This is a genomic window from Pseudomonas sp. LBUM1649, from assembly GCF_059716155.1.
In genome coordinates this window covers 690544-704393 of the sequence record NZ_CP166807.1, presented here as the reverse complement: position 1 = coordinate 704393, position 13850 = coordinate 690544, and the positions used below count along the sequence as shown (strand labels likewise).

Genomic DNA, 13850 nt, shown 5'->3' with positions numbered 1-13850 from the left:
ACCTGATCCAGAGCATTGGCGGTGCCGCGACCAAAATCCTGGCCACCTCCAAGAGCTCGACCCAGGTCTCCAGCGACATGGCCGAAGCCGCTGGACGCCAGCGCGAAGCGGTGGACATGGTGTCCACGGCATTCCACGAAATGGTCGCCACCGCCAACGAAGTGGCGCGATCCTGCAGCCAGGCGGCCGAGTCCGCCGACAGCGGCCAGCGCCAGGCCCGCGAAGGTCAGCAACAGATTGACGCGGCCGTCAGCAGTGTCGATCGCCTGAGCCAGGAAATCGAACAGTCGGCCCAGTCGATGCAACAGCTGGAGCGCGATAGCAACGATATCCAGTCGATCCTGGGGACCATTCGCTCGATCGCCGAGCAGACCAACCTGCTGGCGCTGAACGCGGCCATTGAAGCGGCGCGGGCCGGTGAACAGGGCCGTGGTTTTGCGGTGGTGGCCGATGAAGTGCGGGCGCTGGCCAAGCGTACGGCCGACTCTACCGCGGAAATCGACGGGCTACTGGGCAACCTGGCCAAGCGCACCAGCCAGGTGACTCAGCAGATGCATGCAAGCCTGGAGGTGTCCCAACAATCGGTGACGCGCATCGGCGAAGCGCGCAACAGTTTCGGGCAGATCCGCGAGTCGGTGGACGTGATCCGCGACATGAACACCCAGATTGCCACGGCGGCGGAGCAACAGCATCAGGTGGCCGAAGACATCAACCGGCACATCAGCCAGATCCATGGCGATGCGCAATTGGTGGCAGAACTGGCGAACTCGGCGCGACTGGATTCCCAGAGCCTGGCCGGGTTGTCGAATGAGCTGGATGGGTTGGTGCGCCGGTTCCGTACCTGATTCGCCATTCTCTCCGGCCACTTCGCGGCCAATCGCGAGCAGGCTCGCTCCCACAGGGTTTTGCACTGTCCTTGTGGGAGCGAGCCTGCTCGCGAAGACGCCGTCACTGCCTGAACAACTCTCCCGGTGTAAACCCGAACAGGCTCTTGAATGCTGCAATAAACGCCGACGTCGAGTCATACCCACAGGCCAGCGCGGCATTGGTCACGCTGTCCCCCTCCTCCAGCAGACTCAACGACGACAGCAGCCGCATACGCTGGCGCCAGCCACGAAAACTCAACCCGGTTTCACGCTGAAACAAGCGCATCAGGGTTTTCTCCGACGTACCCAGGCGCTCGGCCCATTCGTGCAAGGTCACATTACGCTCGGGATTTTCGATCAGTTCGTTGCACAACCCAGCAACCTTTCATGACGGGGCAACGGCAGGGAAAACCCGACTTCCGGCAACGTCGCCAACTGATCCAGCAACACACTCACCAGCCGCGCTTGCGGGCTGTCGCCCTGGGGATACTCCACGGGCAGCAGGCAAAAACTCTTGATCAGCTCCCGGGCGAGCGGCGTCACTTCCAGTACCCGGCAACGCCCGTCCGCCCACCCGCAATCTTCGCGACGCACATACAGGCTGCGCATCTCGGCGCGCATCGAGGTCACGACCTGATGATCAAGATCCGCCGGAATCCAGATCCCCCACTGTGGCGGTGCGAAGAAACTGCCCTCGGCGGTGTGCACACCGAGCACGCCACTGATGGCATAGGAAAACTGCACCCAGTCGTGACGATGGGACGGCGTCCACGACCCGGCATTGAGGCTCTCCACCCGGGCATACAGCGGACGCGGTAATGCGGTGAGGGGTGGAATGCTGCGTTCGAGGGAAACCTGTCCGTTAGTCGGCATTGCCTGGCCTTGTGTTGCGAGACGGCTGATGGGGCGACGTTAGGCCATGTCACCCATCTATTCAACACCGATATCCCCTGTGGGAGCGAGCCCGCTCGCGAAGCGATCTTTCAGCCACATCAATGTTGAATGTGCCGCCGCCTTCGCGAGCAGGCTCGCTCCCACAGGTTGTGATCCGCCATCAACGTTCGATGATGGCGGTAACCCCCTGACCGCCCGCGGCGCAGATTGAGATAAGCCCTCGCCCCTTCCCCGCGGCATCGAGCAACTTCGCCAGGTTGGCGACGATCCGCCCACCCGTGGCGGCAAACGGGTGCCCCGCCGCCAGCGAACTGCCTTTGACATTCAGCCGGCTGCGGTCGATCGAGCCCAGCGGCGCGTCGAGGCCCAGGCGGGTTTTGCAGTAGTCGGGATCTTCCCAGGCCTTCAAGGTGCAGAGCACTTGCGCGGCGAAGGCTTCATGGATTTCGTAGTAATCGAAGTCCTGCAGGGTCAGGCCATTGCGCGCCAGCAACCGCGGCACGGCATACACCGGCGCCATCAACAGGCCCTCGGCGCCGTTGACGAAATCCACCGCCGCTGCCTCGCCATCGCGCAGATAGGCAAGGATCGGCAAGCCACGGGCCTTCGCCCATTCCTCGCTGCCCAGCAGCACCAGCGAGGCACCATCGGTCAGTGGTGTGGAGTTGCCGGCAGTGAGGGTGCCCTTGGCGGTGTTGTCGAATGCCGTTTTCAGCGAGGCGAGTTTTTCCAGGGTCAGGTCCGGGCGCAAATTGTTGTCGCGGGTGAGGCCGAGAAATGGCGTCATCAAATCGTTTTGCCAACCTTCGGCGTAAGACGCGGCCAGTTTCTGATGACTCTCCAGCGTCAGCTGATCCTGCTCTTCACGAGGAATGCTCCAGGCCTGCGCCATCAACTCGCAATGCTCCCCCATGGACAAACCGGTGCGCGGCTCGCCATTGCGCGGGAACTCGGGGATCAGATGCCGGGGGCGCAACTGCAGGAAGGGTTTGAGTTTTTCAGCGGTCGTGTTGGCGCGATAGGCTTGCAGCAAAATCTTGCGCAACCCTTCGCTGACACTGATCGGCGCGTCCGAGGTGGTATCGACGCCACCGGCAATGGCGCAGTCGATCTGGCCCAGGGCAATTTTGTTCGCCACCAGCAGCGCTGCTTCCAGCCCGGTACCGCAAGCCTGCTGAATGTCATAGGCCGGCGTAGTGGGCGACAGCCGCGAGCCGAGCACACAATCGCGTGTCAGGTTCATGTCCCGCGGCAACTTGAGGACGGCCCCAGTGACCACTTCGCCAAGACGCAAGCCATGCAGATTGTAGCGTTCGATCAAGCCTTCAAGCACGGCGGTGAGCATGGCCGGGTTACTGGCGGTGGCGTACGGCCCGTTAGATCGAGCGAAGGGTATCCGGTTACCACCGATGATCGCGACGCGACGCAGCTGAGTCATGAAAAGCTTCCTATTCTGTGAAGGCCATTACCCGCAAGCGTAGGCCTTATCCGGTGAATCGAACGACTGATCGCCATTCATGGTCCACACTTTGAACCTCATCTGCTGGAGCGCGTTCCATGTCTGACCGCTATATCGACTTCGCCAATTCGTCCATCGGCCATCGACTGGTCGGGGCCTTGGGCCTGCCTTCGCCGGTACGCCTGGATCGCTGGCAAGCCGGGCGATTGCGCCCTGTCGAAGGCGCCTTGCTGATTGGCGGCGGACCGCTGGCGGAAAAGGTCAGCGCCTTTGCCAACCGCCTGACGGACGCGATCTATACCTACGGCACCGAGCCCTCGATGGCGACCGCGTGGATTCCCGGACACGGTCCGAAACTCAAGGCCGTGGTGTTCGATGCCAGTGATCTGGTGCAGACCGACCAGCTCAAGCAACTGCGCGAGTTCTTCCAGCCACTGATGAAAAATCTCGACCACAGTGCACACCTGGTGATTCTGGGACGTAAGCCACAGACCTTGAGCGACCCGTTCGCCGCCAGTACCCAGCGTGCCCTCGAAGGTTTCAGCCGCTCGCTGGCCAAGGAACTGCGCAGCGGTGGCACCTTGCAGCTGATCCATGTTGGCGAGGGTGCCGAGGATCAACTGGAAGGCCCGCTGCGGTTTTTCCTCTCACCGAAAAGCGCCTTTGTGTCCGGGCAAGTGATTGGCCTGGACGCCTGCGACACCCAAGTGACGGACTGGACGCGCCCGCTGGCCGGGCGCAAGGCTCTGATCACCGGCGCTGCGCGTGGCATCGGCGCCGCCATCGCCGAAACCCTGGCCCGTGACGGTGCCGAGGTCATCCTGCTCGACGTGCCCCCGGCCAGGACCGACCTCGACGCCCTTGCCGCACGCCTCGGCGGGCGTGGCATCACTCTCGACATCTGCGCCGAGAATGCCGCCACGGAGCTGGTTGAACAGTTGCCCGACGGCATCGACATCGTGGTGCACAACGCCGGCATCACCCGGGACAAAACTCTGGCCAACATGACCCCGGAGTTCTGGGACGCGGTGCTTGCCGTCAACCTCAACGCCCCGCAAGTGCTGACCAAAGCCCTGCTCGACAGCGGCACCCTGCGCGACAATGGCCGGGTGATTCTGCTTGCGTCGATCAGCGGCATCGCCGGCAATCGCGGACAAACCAATTATGCGGCGAGCAAGGCAGGCCTGATTGGCCTGGTACAGGCGTGGGCGCCGCTGTTGCATGAGCGGGGCATCAGCATCAATGCCGTGGCGCCGGGTTTTATCGAAACCCAGATGACCGCACACATTCCATTCGGCCTGCGCGAAGCCGGACGACGCATGAGCTCATTGGGCCAGGGCGGCCTGCCGCAAGACGTCGCCGAAGCGGTGGCCTGGCTCGCACAACCGGGCACAGGCGCATTCACCGGCCAGGCGTTGCGTGTCTGCGGGCAAAGCGTACTGGGGGCCTAGGCATGATCATCGACTGGCACACACTCGATCGCGAACCCAGCCTGTCGGGGCTGTACGTGCAGGCGGCAACGCGGCGCAAAATCACCGGCACCACCCTGCCCAATTCAGGTTTGCGCTGCTGGGTCGATGTCGATCCGACGCGCCTGGCGGCCTATCGCAAGGTCTGCGGCTTCGCCGACAACGGCCTGCTGCCACCCACCTATCCGCACATCCTCGCATTCGCCTTGCAGATGCAATTGCTCACCGCCCGGGACTTCCCGTTCCCGCTGCTGGGGCTGATTCACCTGAGCAATCGCATCCGCGTGCTGCGCCCCATGGGCGGGGTCCATCGAGTGCGGGCCAGCGTGTGCGTGGAGAACCTGCAACCCCATGCGAAGGGGGCGACGTTCGATCTGGTGACGACGCTGGATGATCAACTGGGACCGCTCTGGGAGGCGCAAAGCCAGATGCTGTGCCGAGGGGTGAAGCTTGAGGGCGAGCCCGTCGAGGAGGTATTGGCCTCGACGCTGGCACTGACGCAAGTCGCCCAATGGAAAGCGCCCGCGGAGATCGGCCGGCAGTACGCCAAGGTATCCGGCGACTACAACCCGATTCACCTGAGTGCGGCCAGCGCCAGAATGTTCGGTTTTCCATCGGCGATTGCCCATGGATTATGGAACAAGGCCCGCACCCTGGCCGCCCTCGCCGAGCATCTGCCGGCCGCGAACATCGAGATCGCGGTGCAATTCAAAAAGCCGGTGCGCCTGCCCAGCGAGGTGACATTACTGGCCAGCGCCGCAGGCTCCAGTGGGGACCTGCAACTGGTCGGGGCTGCCGATCTGGAGCATATGGTCGGACACTGGCAGCCGACCTGATTCTGGCGGATGTACCTCGATCCTGTAGGAGCTGCCGCAGACTGCGATTTTTGATCTTTCCGGGTTCAAAGCAAGATCAAAAGATCGCAGCCTGCGGCAGCTCCTACAGGGCAATGCGTTTACTCAGTTATTCGGAGCAACTCCGCCAGCTCAAGCAACGCATACTCCTCGTCATCGACCAGAAGCAGTTGTTGGCGCGGCAGTGCGGGAGCGTTCATAGGCACACCTGGAATGGACTAAGCGCTGACATTAGAACCCGTCTTGTGCATTAGCAAGTTACCGACGCCTTAACCACCTACTACCTATGGGACACCGGGTGTTGCATGGACGCAACATGATTCCCCTAAGCCAGCATCAGCATTGTCGGCATTCCCCGCTAAACAACTGTAAGAACGCATTAATACGAAGGTATTAATCGAGTTCATGACCAGGGCGCGGGAGGAAAATTGGGTAGCGGCTCGCACAATAGTCGTCTGGTAGGAGCTGCCGCAGGCTGCGATCTTTTGACGTTGATTCTCCAAGATCAAAAGATCGCAGCCTGCGGCAGCTCCTACAGATGAAGGGCGGAGATCATTGCGCCGTCAGCCGATGGCGCATTCCCAAATTATTCGGCGACAACGCCAACGCCAGCTGTGTGCGGTTATGCATATGCGTCAACCGCAGCACCTGTGACACGTACAACTTCACCGTGTTCTCGGTAATGCCCAACTCGCAGGCAATCTGAAAATTGGTCTGCCCCTTGCCCACCAACCGCGCCACATCCATCTGCCGTGGCGACAGCTGACTGAAAATGGCCGGGATTTCGGCCTGGTCGGGACCGCTCACAGAGCCGTCATCCGCACCCGCCGAAAACGGTGTGCGCCGAACCTTGTCCAAGTCTTGATACAAATCATCAAGCGACTCGGACAGGTACTGCAGCTTCTGATTCAGATGCCCCAACTGCAACGTCTTGTGCCGCTCCTGCAGTGCCACTTCCTGGCGTTGCACGCCTTCGAGCAATTCACCCAGATCAATCGGCTTCTGGTAGTAATCAGCAACGCCGGCGCGCAACGCCTTGATCACATCCTGTTTGTCCGCCTGCCCGGTGAGCATGATGGCTTCGAAGGCCCGGTGTTTGCCGGACAGGCGTTGCAGCTCCTGAACCATTTGAATGCCGTCCAGGCCAGGCATGTGCAAATCGCAGAGGACCAGGCCGATGTCCGTGTCTTGTTTGAAACGTTCGATCGCCTGATGGCTGGAATTGCAGGGAACGCAACGGTAGCCGTTGCTCTCAAGAAATTCGCAGAGTTCTGTAACGATCAGGGGCTGATCGTCGACCACAAGGACTTTTACTGCCGAAGTACGCTTGTTCACGTGCAACTCCCTGAAAGGCCAAGGACTGACCGTCCCATTACTGACAGCCTGAGGTTGTACAACCTCTGTATGAAAGTAGTCGCTCTTTGGCCGCTGTACAAAAACGGATGACTAGCCGAGCCAGGCAAATGTCAGCAACCGCCCCACCAACGAGAAGGGGGCAAGAGGTTGTTTCTTTGACAGACCGGGTTCCAGATAACGCAGACGATTTCTAAGCCCTTGACTGATATGAAGCCAGACTCTTGGCGCCAGCAGCAACCAACACACACTGGCCAGGCCGGCGCCGATAAATACGCCCAGCACATGCCGACCATCGGTCGCGAGCCCCAGGGCCAGCGCCTCGACACCCAGGGTCAGCGATTGACGATGTGCCGTTGCCGGGTATCTTGTGCTGCGCATAGGGTCAGCCAGATCAGCAGGACAAGCTTTTTCAGCGACGGGAGTTTTTATCGGTGGGGTGGATAGTTGGCCAGGATCTGCGTGACCGTTTCGTGTATGGCATTACTGCGATCCGTCGGATTCGGGGTGCGGCTGAGTATCTGCTCGTCACTGCCGCGCCATACCAGCTTGCCGTCCTTGCCGTCGAGCAGGTCGATCTGGATCGTCGCGACCTTGTAGGACACCAGGCGGGTTTCGTTGTACATGGGCGCGCCATAGTAGCCGTACCAAGGGTAACCCCAACCGCCGCCGTAGTTGGTTGTCACCTGTTGCTGGCGATCTTCGACAATCAGGTAAGCCTGCACACTCAAGTCCCCCCTGGCGCCAGCGCCCGCCTGGCGCAGGCCTCGCTGTTCGAGCTGCTCGACCACCGATTCGCGCACGCGCTGTTCGGTCAGGTCGCTCTTGATCCTGGGGTCATCGGGACGGTATTGCAGCGCAGGTTCTTTCCAGCTCCAGCTGTGATACGCGGCAAAATCGCGGCTGGCGTCGAAGTCATGATTGACCTGGTTGGCGGCGCAGGCACTGAGCAGCACGACCACTGCCAGTAAAGCGAGACGGCGGAACATGATGATTCTCCGGTAGAAGACATGAACCTGCGAAATGCTTCTTGACTACAGGAAGCTAACTAGGAGGATACGCCGACATTGCCTTTTCTACAGCCTCCCGTATGGCATCGACTCGTTCGCTCTGGCCTCCGCGGTTGCTGGTTTCGGCGCTGGAACTCCAGACCGGTTGACCGTCTTGCGCGTCGAACAGGTCGACGTGGACCACCACGACCTGTTCCTCATAAGTCCGAACAATCGGCGTGCTGCCGTACATGCCGTAACCCGGGCCATAACCATACCGGTCGTAGCCACCGTAACCGCCGTAGTACCCGTAATCGTCCCGGACCTGACGCAAGCGGGTTTCCAGACGCAGGTCAGCGCTGACGAACAGGTCCGCCGGCCGATTGTCATGCAGGGGCCGCAGGCCGCGCTGATCCAGCGCACTGCTGACGGCTTCGGCGACCTGCGCCGAGTCCGCCCACGCGGTACCCGGCGGCATTTGCCCGTTGAGCCAGGCCCAGCTGCGATAACGCCCGTAGTCTCGCGGTGGCGCCGGGTAGGCGCTGCGATCAAAGGTACTGGCTGCCTGAGGCGGCGCTGGCGGCAAGGGCTTGGAACTTGCCACGTACGGATTGCTGCCCTGGCAGGCCGCCAGGCCCAGGCAGATCAACAGCAACCCTGAACGACTTTTCATTTCGAACTCCGATCAGACCGGCCGGCAGATCCAGTGCAAATAACGCCCAAGCCCGGCAAAGCTTGGATGGCGACGATGGGCCAGCTCCATTTCGAGCAGGTCCGACAGATCGGCGCGGGCCTGGAACTCCACCGGCATGTAATCGTGAAAAACCCGCACGCCACTCTGGCTTTCGACCTGCCACAGCCCCTCAAGTTGCGCGGCCAACTCTCGTGGATCCAGCGGCTGTTGCGGGGTCAGGCTCTGCTTCTCGCCGGCCATGTCGTTCTTGCGCATCTTGCGGAAATGGCCCTTGAGCAAGTTGCGGTAAATCAGCGCATCGCGGTTGTAGAAGGCCAGGGATAGCCAGCCGTCGGCCTTGGTCAACTGATGCAGCACCGGCAGGATGGCGTGCGGCTCGGCCAGCCATTCCAGCACGGCATGACACAGCACCAGGTCGTAGGGTTCGGTGAGCTGACCGAGCAGTTCCTGCCAGGGTGCCTGGATAAAGGTCGCAGTCTGTCCCGCGTCGGCAAAGCGCTGGCGGGCGCCTTCGAGCATGGGTTCGGCGGGTTCGGCCAGGGTCACCTGATGGCCACGTTGGGCCAGCCACAACGACATGTGGCCAAGGCCGGCGCCGATATCCAGCACTCGCAGCGGCCGATCCGGCAGGGCTTCGGCCAGATCGGCCTGCAGCACCGCCAAGCGAATCGCGCCTTTGGCGCCGCCGTAGATTTTTTCGGCGAAACGCGTCGCCAGTTGATCGAAATGACGGTCGCTCATCAGCCGAACCTCCGCTCGCTGTCCGCCAACTTGCAGCGCACAACGTCATTCATGTCCAGCCCCAGTTCGCTGCACAGCAACAACAGATAGAGCACGATATCGCCGATTTCCTGCCCGGCATGGGCCAGCTTGTCTGCCGGCAGCTGCCGTGACTGGTCTTCGCTCAGCCACTGGAAAATCTCCACCAGCTCGGACATTTCGACACTCGCGGCCATGGCCAGGTTTTTCGGGCTGTGAAATTGCCGCCAGTCATTGCGATCACGGATGGCGTGCAGGCGTTCGGTCAGTTCAACAAGGTTCATCGGGCTCTCCTGAAGACGTATAGCTTCGGGGGGATGGCGGGGGAAGGCAAGAGACAAAGACTGGGTGGCTGGCATTGTCACTGTGGGAGCGAGCCGGCTCCGGGCGGCGTTCCGACGAAGGCGTCAGCACGTCCGGCATTGCTGTAGCTGATCCACCGCTTTCGCGAGCAGGCTCGCTCCCACAGGTACTGTGCAACACTCTATGCTTGTGGGGAACTCGGCACCGAGGTCGATAGCCCAAGACTCAAATCCGGCAACCACGCCTCTCTTTGATCAGGACGTTCATTCCATGCAGGTAGAAGGTTTTTTCGAATGGCTTGGCCAGGTCCTCGGTTCAGTCATCCGCTTCATCGTTGACGGCCTCAGCGGTCTGTTCCAGCTGGTGAGTCGCGCCAGCAGTCATTTTATCGAAGGCTTGTCCCAGGCACTGGGCATGGACACGTCGATCATCAGCATCATCACCCTGGTCGTCGGGTTGGTGTTGTTGTGGTCGGCGATCCGAGCCTTCATGAATGCGTCGATCATCATGGGGATCATCTGGTTGATGCTGGGGTTGTGGTTGCTCAGCTGGATCATGCACTGACACTTCCCACCTGGATCGCGGCAGAGTGCAAATGTGTCGCTACAATGCCTGCTCCCCCAAGGAGCCTGCATGTCCAACCTGATCGCCGACTGGCGCGACCGTCCAACCCATCGTCGGGTCTGGGCGCTGGCTGCGCCGATGATTCTCTCGAATATTTCCGTACCGCTGGTGGCGCTGGTTGACAGCACCGTCATCGGCCACCTGCCCCACGCCCATCAACTCGGGGCCGTGGCGGTCGGGGCCAGCCTCTATACCTTCCTCGCCTGGGCCATGGGTTTTCTGCGCATGGGCTCCACCGGTTTTGCCGCCCAGGCCGCGGGGCGCGGGGATGGCGCGGCGCTCCGGCAGATTCTGTTGCAGGGCCTGCTGCTGGCCATGGGACTGGCGGTGGTCCTGGGCACCGTGGGCGTTCCGTTGAGCGGGGTTGCGCTGCACTTCATGCAACCGTCGGCGGAACTGGACCAGATGACCCGCGAGTTTTTCCACACGCGCTTGTTCGGCCTACCGGCGGCCCTGGCCAGCTATGCGCTGGTCGGCTGGTTTCTCGGCACGCAGAACGCCCGCGCGCCGCTGGTGATCCTGCTGAGCACCAACCTGGTCAACATTGCCCTGAACCTGTGGTTTGTCCTTGGCCTGGAATGGGGGGTGGTGGGTGCGGCCCGGGCTTCGGTGATCGCCGAGTGGACCGGTGCGCTGATCGGCCTGTGGATGACCCGCCAGGCCCTGCGCGCCTATCCCGGCCATATCGCCTGGGCCGCCCTGGCGCTCTGGCAGAGTTGGCGACCGCTGTTGGCGGTCAACCGCGACATTTTCATCCGCAGCCTGGCGCTGCAATCGGTGTTTTTCCTGATCACCGTGCAAGGCGCCCGGCTGGGCGATGCGACCGTTGCCGCCAACGCCCTGCTGCTCAACGGCTTGCTGCTGACCGCCCACGCGCTCGACGGCCTGGCCCATGCCGTGGAAGCCCTGTGCGGACACGCCATCGGCGCTCGCGACCGCGATGCCTTGCGCCGCTCCCTGGTGGTGGCCTGCGGCTGGTCATTGATGGCGAGCCTGGGCTTTGCCGGCTTGTTTCTGTTTGCCGGACACCTGTTCATCCAGATGCAGACCGACATAACCAGCGTGCGCGACACCGCATTCCTGTACCTGCCCTACCTTGCCGTGCTGCCGTTGATCGCGGTCTGGAGCTACCTGCTCGACGGGCTGTTCATCGGCGCCACCCGCGCCAGGGAAATGCGCAATGGCATGCTGCTGACGGTGGCACTACTGGTGCCGTTCGCCTGGGCGCTGCAGGGATTGGGCAACCATGGCTTGTGGATAACCTTTCTGCTGTTCATGTTGCTGCGCAGCCTGACGCTCGGCTTGATTGCCTGGCGCCTGCGCCAGAACGATGGCTGGTTCGCCCGCGCTCACTGAGCCGGCGCTGTCTACAGCGCCAGTTCAGGGTGAGTCGCTCTGCCATTGGCTGCGCAAGCTTTCGAGGCGTTCCTGTTGGGTATCCCCCGATAATGGCTGTACCAGCCTGGCGTCGGGGTACTGCAAGCGTAGCCACATCCAGCCATCGAGCACCGGGCGTTCGCTGAAACCCAATGCCAGCCCCTCTTCCAGATGGCCCCACAGACGCGTGAAATCAGCCCCCGTGGATCGATTCCAGCGCCAGGCATGGTGCTCCAGCAAACAGGTCTGCAGTTTTTCCCGCTGCCGTGGGCTGAGATCCTCGTCGACCGCCAGAGGGCGCACGGCAAGCCCCGGGTTGAGCAACTGCTGCCAACCCTCACAGCCAACCGCGCGATCCGCCCAGGTTCCGCCGAACCAGCGCAACTGGCTGATCGGCCCCAACCAGCGGCTGAGCTCCTCGGCATCGCAGGCATCAAAAAAATAACTGGCGGTGTTCGGGTTGTAATAACTCAACAAGGCGCGGTGATGCAGGTTGAACGAGACGCTGAGCATGCGGCGCAGATGCGCCAGCAATGTCGACGCCGACGCCTCGCTGAACATCAGCAACCCGCGCCAGCGTTGCCCGTCGACGCGGTACAGATCGGCCAGGGCCGGGCAGGTCCGCAGGTCAATGAGTAGCGGCCCCTGCTCCTGCAATGCCTGCCACTCGGTGTCTTCGAACAACCAGAACCGACGGGCATGGGCAAACGTGTCTTGCAGGGTCACACCCGCCTGCGGTGCGCCCGGCATGTCCAGTAACAACCATTGCGGGACCGAATCGGGCGCCTGTGCCGCGCTCATGCCGCACCGCTCTGGCCAAGGCGCGTGGCCGTGCGGCAAATGCAGAGTGCTTGTGCGCAATGATTGAAACTGCCGCCACCGGGCAGCAGGCAGAGCAACATCAGGGGCTCGCCCGAACACAGCCACGGTTGGACACCGTCGAGAGGGCAATCTTCGAGAACCGTGGTGGCAGGATTCTGCACCTCGCCTGCTTTGACACCGGCGGGGCCGTGCAAAAACCCGGTAATCAACGGTCGGTCCGGATCACCTTCGATGAAGCTCACCACCAGCTCCGTGCCTTCAGCCAACCGGGGGCTGCCCGCAACGTTCAATGGCGCAGCCAATGGCAACCAGCAATGGCTGGGCGCCGCGCCCTCCCCTTGATAAAGCCAGTCAAACTGCACCGCCACTGGCCTGGATGGATCAGGTTGCGGCTCATCGAGATCGACAACCCATGCCCGTTGCAGGCTGTGCATCCTTGGCTTCACTGCCACATGAGGCGCTTCAAAGGGCAATACCCAGTGCTCCGCCCGCACTTTGTTGCTGTAGGTCTGACTCGCCCCCTGTGCGCCTTGATGCTCGATATGGGTCAATAGCCACAGATGATTCCATTCCGTAACCGGGTGCCCGGCCAGCGGCATGAACTGGCCGCTGCGCAGCGTTGTCAGGTCAGTGCCACACTCCACGCGCTGCGCCGCGCCATCGGCACAGCGCTTGACCTCGAAACGACGCACTGCCGGTCGCCCGCCCGCCGCACGGAAGACCGCCGCTTCAGCGATCTGAAAATTCCCCGGCCCCTCGCTGAACACCACGCAATGCCCGTCAGCTCGGTGCTCGAAGTGATAGTGCAGCCGCTCCTGGGCGCACAAGCGCTGAAGAAACTGCAGGTCCGATTCCCGGTACTGCGTGCAGAAATCACGGGGTCGGTAATCGCCAGCCAGTTCAAAGCGCCGATCCTGATCGACAATGCCGTGCTCCCTGAGCACCTGATCAAGTATTTGCGGCACCGAACGTCCGCCGAAAATGCGCTGGCTGAAACGCTGGGCGAGACAGGCGAGTTTCGGCCCCAGCCGAACCTGACAGAGCCTGATCCCCAAGCCGTGGTCACGCTGGACCAGTTCATGCAATTGTCCATGAATGCCGTTTCCCGCCGGCCCGAATAGCAAGGTGGCCGAACGGTACAGCAAGCTGGCGAGGTCGAGTGTCGGGTCTTCGATCAGCAGGTCCACGTCGAACACGAAAGGCTCGCTGATGGATTCTCTACCGGCAAAGGACAGAACCTCGAAGGCATTGGACAGACCTGCTACGTCCAGACGAAATGACGGCTCGTTGACTGGATCGACCATGGGCGTTTCTCTACAGGAGGGACAGCCGGGGATTCTCGCCGAGAGACATGGCCGAGTAGAGAGGCGAAGTACAACTTAGGAAA

At 61.9% G+C, this 13850-nt stretch carries 13 protein-coding genes and 3 pseudogenes; 5 read left to right on the top strand and 11 right to left on the bottom strand.

Annotated features, from left to right (window positions below):
• The first annotated feature begins 77 nt into the window (after positions 1-77).
• Complete coding sequence (locus tag ACA058_RS03110; protein WP_404821821.1) at positions 78-845, top strand: methyl-accepting chemotaxis protein; 768 nt, start codon at positions 78-80, stop codon at positions 843-845.
• A gap of 103 nt (positions 846-948) precedes the next feature.
• Here the strand turns inward: ACA058_RS03110 and ACA058_RS03105 are convergent.
• Together ACA058_RS03105 and ACA058_RS03100 are read right to left on the bottom strand one after the other, a co-directional pair.
• Positions 949-1739: pseudogene (locus tag ACA058_RS03105) on the bottom strand (AraC family transcriptional regulator).
• Positions 1740-1920: 181 nt separating this feature from the next.
• Entirely contained in the window at positions 1921-3198 is a 1278-nt protein-coding gene (locus tag ACA058_RS03100) for an acetyl-CoA C-acetyltransferase (RefSeq protein ID WP_497637799.1), read from the bottom strand.
• A 119-nt stretch (positions 3199-3317) separates the two neighbouring features.
• On the opposite strand from ACA058_RS03100, the gene ACA058_RS03095 reads away from it, so the two are divergent.
• Together ACA058_RS03095 and ACA058_RS03090 are read left to right on the top strand one after the other, a co-directional pair.
• A complete protein-coding gene (locus ACA058_RS03095) occupies positions 3318-4670 on the top strand; it encodes a 3-oxoacyl-ACP reductase (protein ID WP_497637798.1) in 1353 nt (450 codons plus the stop codon).
• 2 nt (positions 4671-4672) lie between these two features.
• Positions 4673-5524 (top strand): MaoC family dehydratase, encoded by an 852-nt coding sequence (locus tag ACA058_RS03090; protein ID WP_497637797.1) that lies wholly within the window; start codon positions 4673-4675, stop codon positions 5522-5524.
• Between the two features lie 134 nt (positions 5525-5658).
• Here ACA058_RS03090 and ACA058_RS03085 read toward each other — a convergent pair.
• The 7 genes and pseudogenes from ACA058_RS03085 to ACA058_RS03055 form a co-directional block, all read right to left on the bottom strand.
• Positions 5659-5742, bottom strand: a pseudogene (locus ACA058_RS03085) (response regulator); the annotation flags it as partial.
• Between the two features lie 352 nt (positions 5743-6094).
• Positions 6095-6877, bottom strand: coding sequence for a response regulator transcription factor (locus ACA058_RS03080; RefSeq protein ID WP_497637796.1), 783 nt, complete (start codon positions 6875-6877; stop codon positions 6095-6097).
• Positions 6878-6988: 111 nt separating this feature from the next.
• Positions 6989-7311 (bottom strand): annotated as a pseudogene (locus ACA058_RS03075) (hypothetical protein).
• A 12-nt stretch (positions 7312-7323) separates the two neighbouring features.
• Positions 7324-7884 carry a DUF4136 domain-containing protein gene (locus tag ACA058_RS03070; protein ID WP_497637795.1) on the bottom strand — a complete coding sequence of 187 codons (561 nt, stop codon included), beginning with the start codon at positions 7882-7884 and terminating at the stop codon, positions 7324-7326.
• A 55-nt stretch (positions 7885-7939) separates the two neighbouring features.
• The gene (locus tag ACA058_RS03065; protein WP_497637794.1) at positions 7940-8557 is read right to left on the bottom strand and encodes a DUF4136 domain-containing protein; all 618 of its coding nucleotides are present in this window, start codon (positions 8555-8557) and stop codon (positions 7940-7942) included.
• Positions 8558-8569: 12 nt separating this feature from the next.
• Positions 8570-9319 carry a methyltransferase domain-containing protein gene (locus ACA058_RS03060; protein ID WP_497637793.1) on the bottom strand — a complete coding sequence of 250 codons (750 nt, stop codon included), beginning with the start codon at positions 9317-9319 and terminating at the stop codon, positions 8570-8572.
• A complete protein-coding gene (locus tag ACA058_RS03055) occupies positions 9319-9621 on the bottom strand; it encodes a MazG-like family protein (RefSeq protein WP_497637792.1) in 303 nt (100 codons plus the stop codon). The genes ACA058_RS03060 and ACA058_RS03055 overlap by 1 nt, the downstream gene beginning before the upstream one ends.
• A 289-nt stretch (positions 9622-9910) precedes the next feature.
• Between ACA058_RS03055 and ACA058_RS03050 the strand changes: the two genes are divergently transcribed.
• Together ACA058_RS03050 and ACA058_RS03045 are read left to right on the top strand one after the other, a co-directional pair.
• The gene (locus ACA058_RS03050; protein WP_497637791.1) at positions 9911-10204 is read left to right on the top strand and encodes a hypothetical protein; all 294 of its coding nucleotides are present in this window, start codon (positions 9911-9913) and stop codon (positions 10202-10204) included.
• A gap of 69 nt (positions 10205-10273) precedes the next feature.
• Positions 10274-11620: an MATE family efflux transporter gene (locus tag ACA058_RS03045; RefSeq protein ID WP_497637790.1), complete on the top strand. Its 1347-nt coding sequence runs from the start codon at positions 10274-10276 to the stop codon at positions 11618-11620.
• Between the two features lie 24 nt (positions 11621-11644).
• Here ACA058_RS03045 and ACA058_RS03040 read toward each other — a convergent pair whose 3' ends face one another.
• Together ACA058_RS03040 and ACA058_RS03035 are read right to left on the bottom strand one after the other, a co-directional pair.
• A complete protein-coding gene (locus ACA058_RS03040) occupies positions 11645-12442 on the bottom strand; it encodes a DUF4123 domain-containing protein (protein WP_497637789.1) in 798 nt (265 codons plus the stop codon).
• Entirely contained in the window at positions 12439-13767 is a 1329-nt protein-coding gene (locus tag ACA058_RS03035; protein WP_497637788.1) for a contractile injection system protein, VgrG/Pvc8 family, read from the bottom strand. Before ACA058_RS03035 ends, ACA058_RS03040 begins: the two co-directional genes overlap by 4 nt.
• Positions 13768-13850 lie beyond the last annotated feature (83 nt).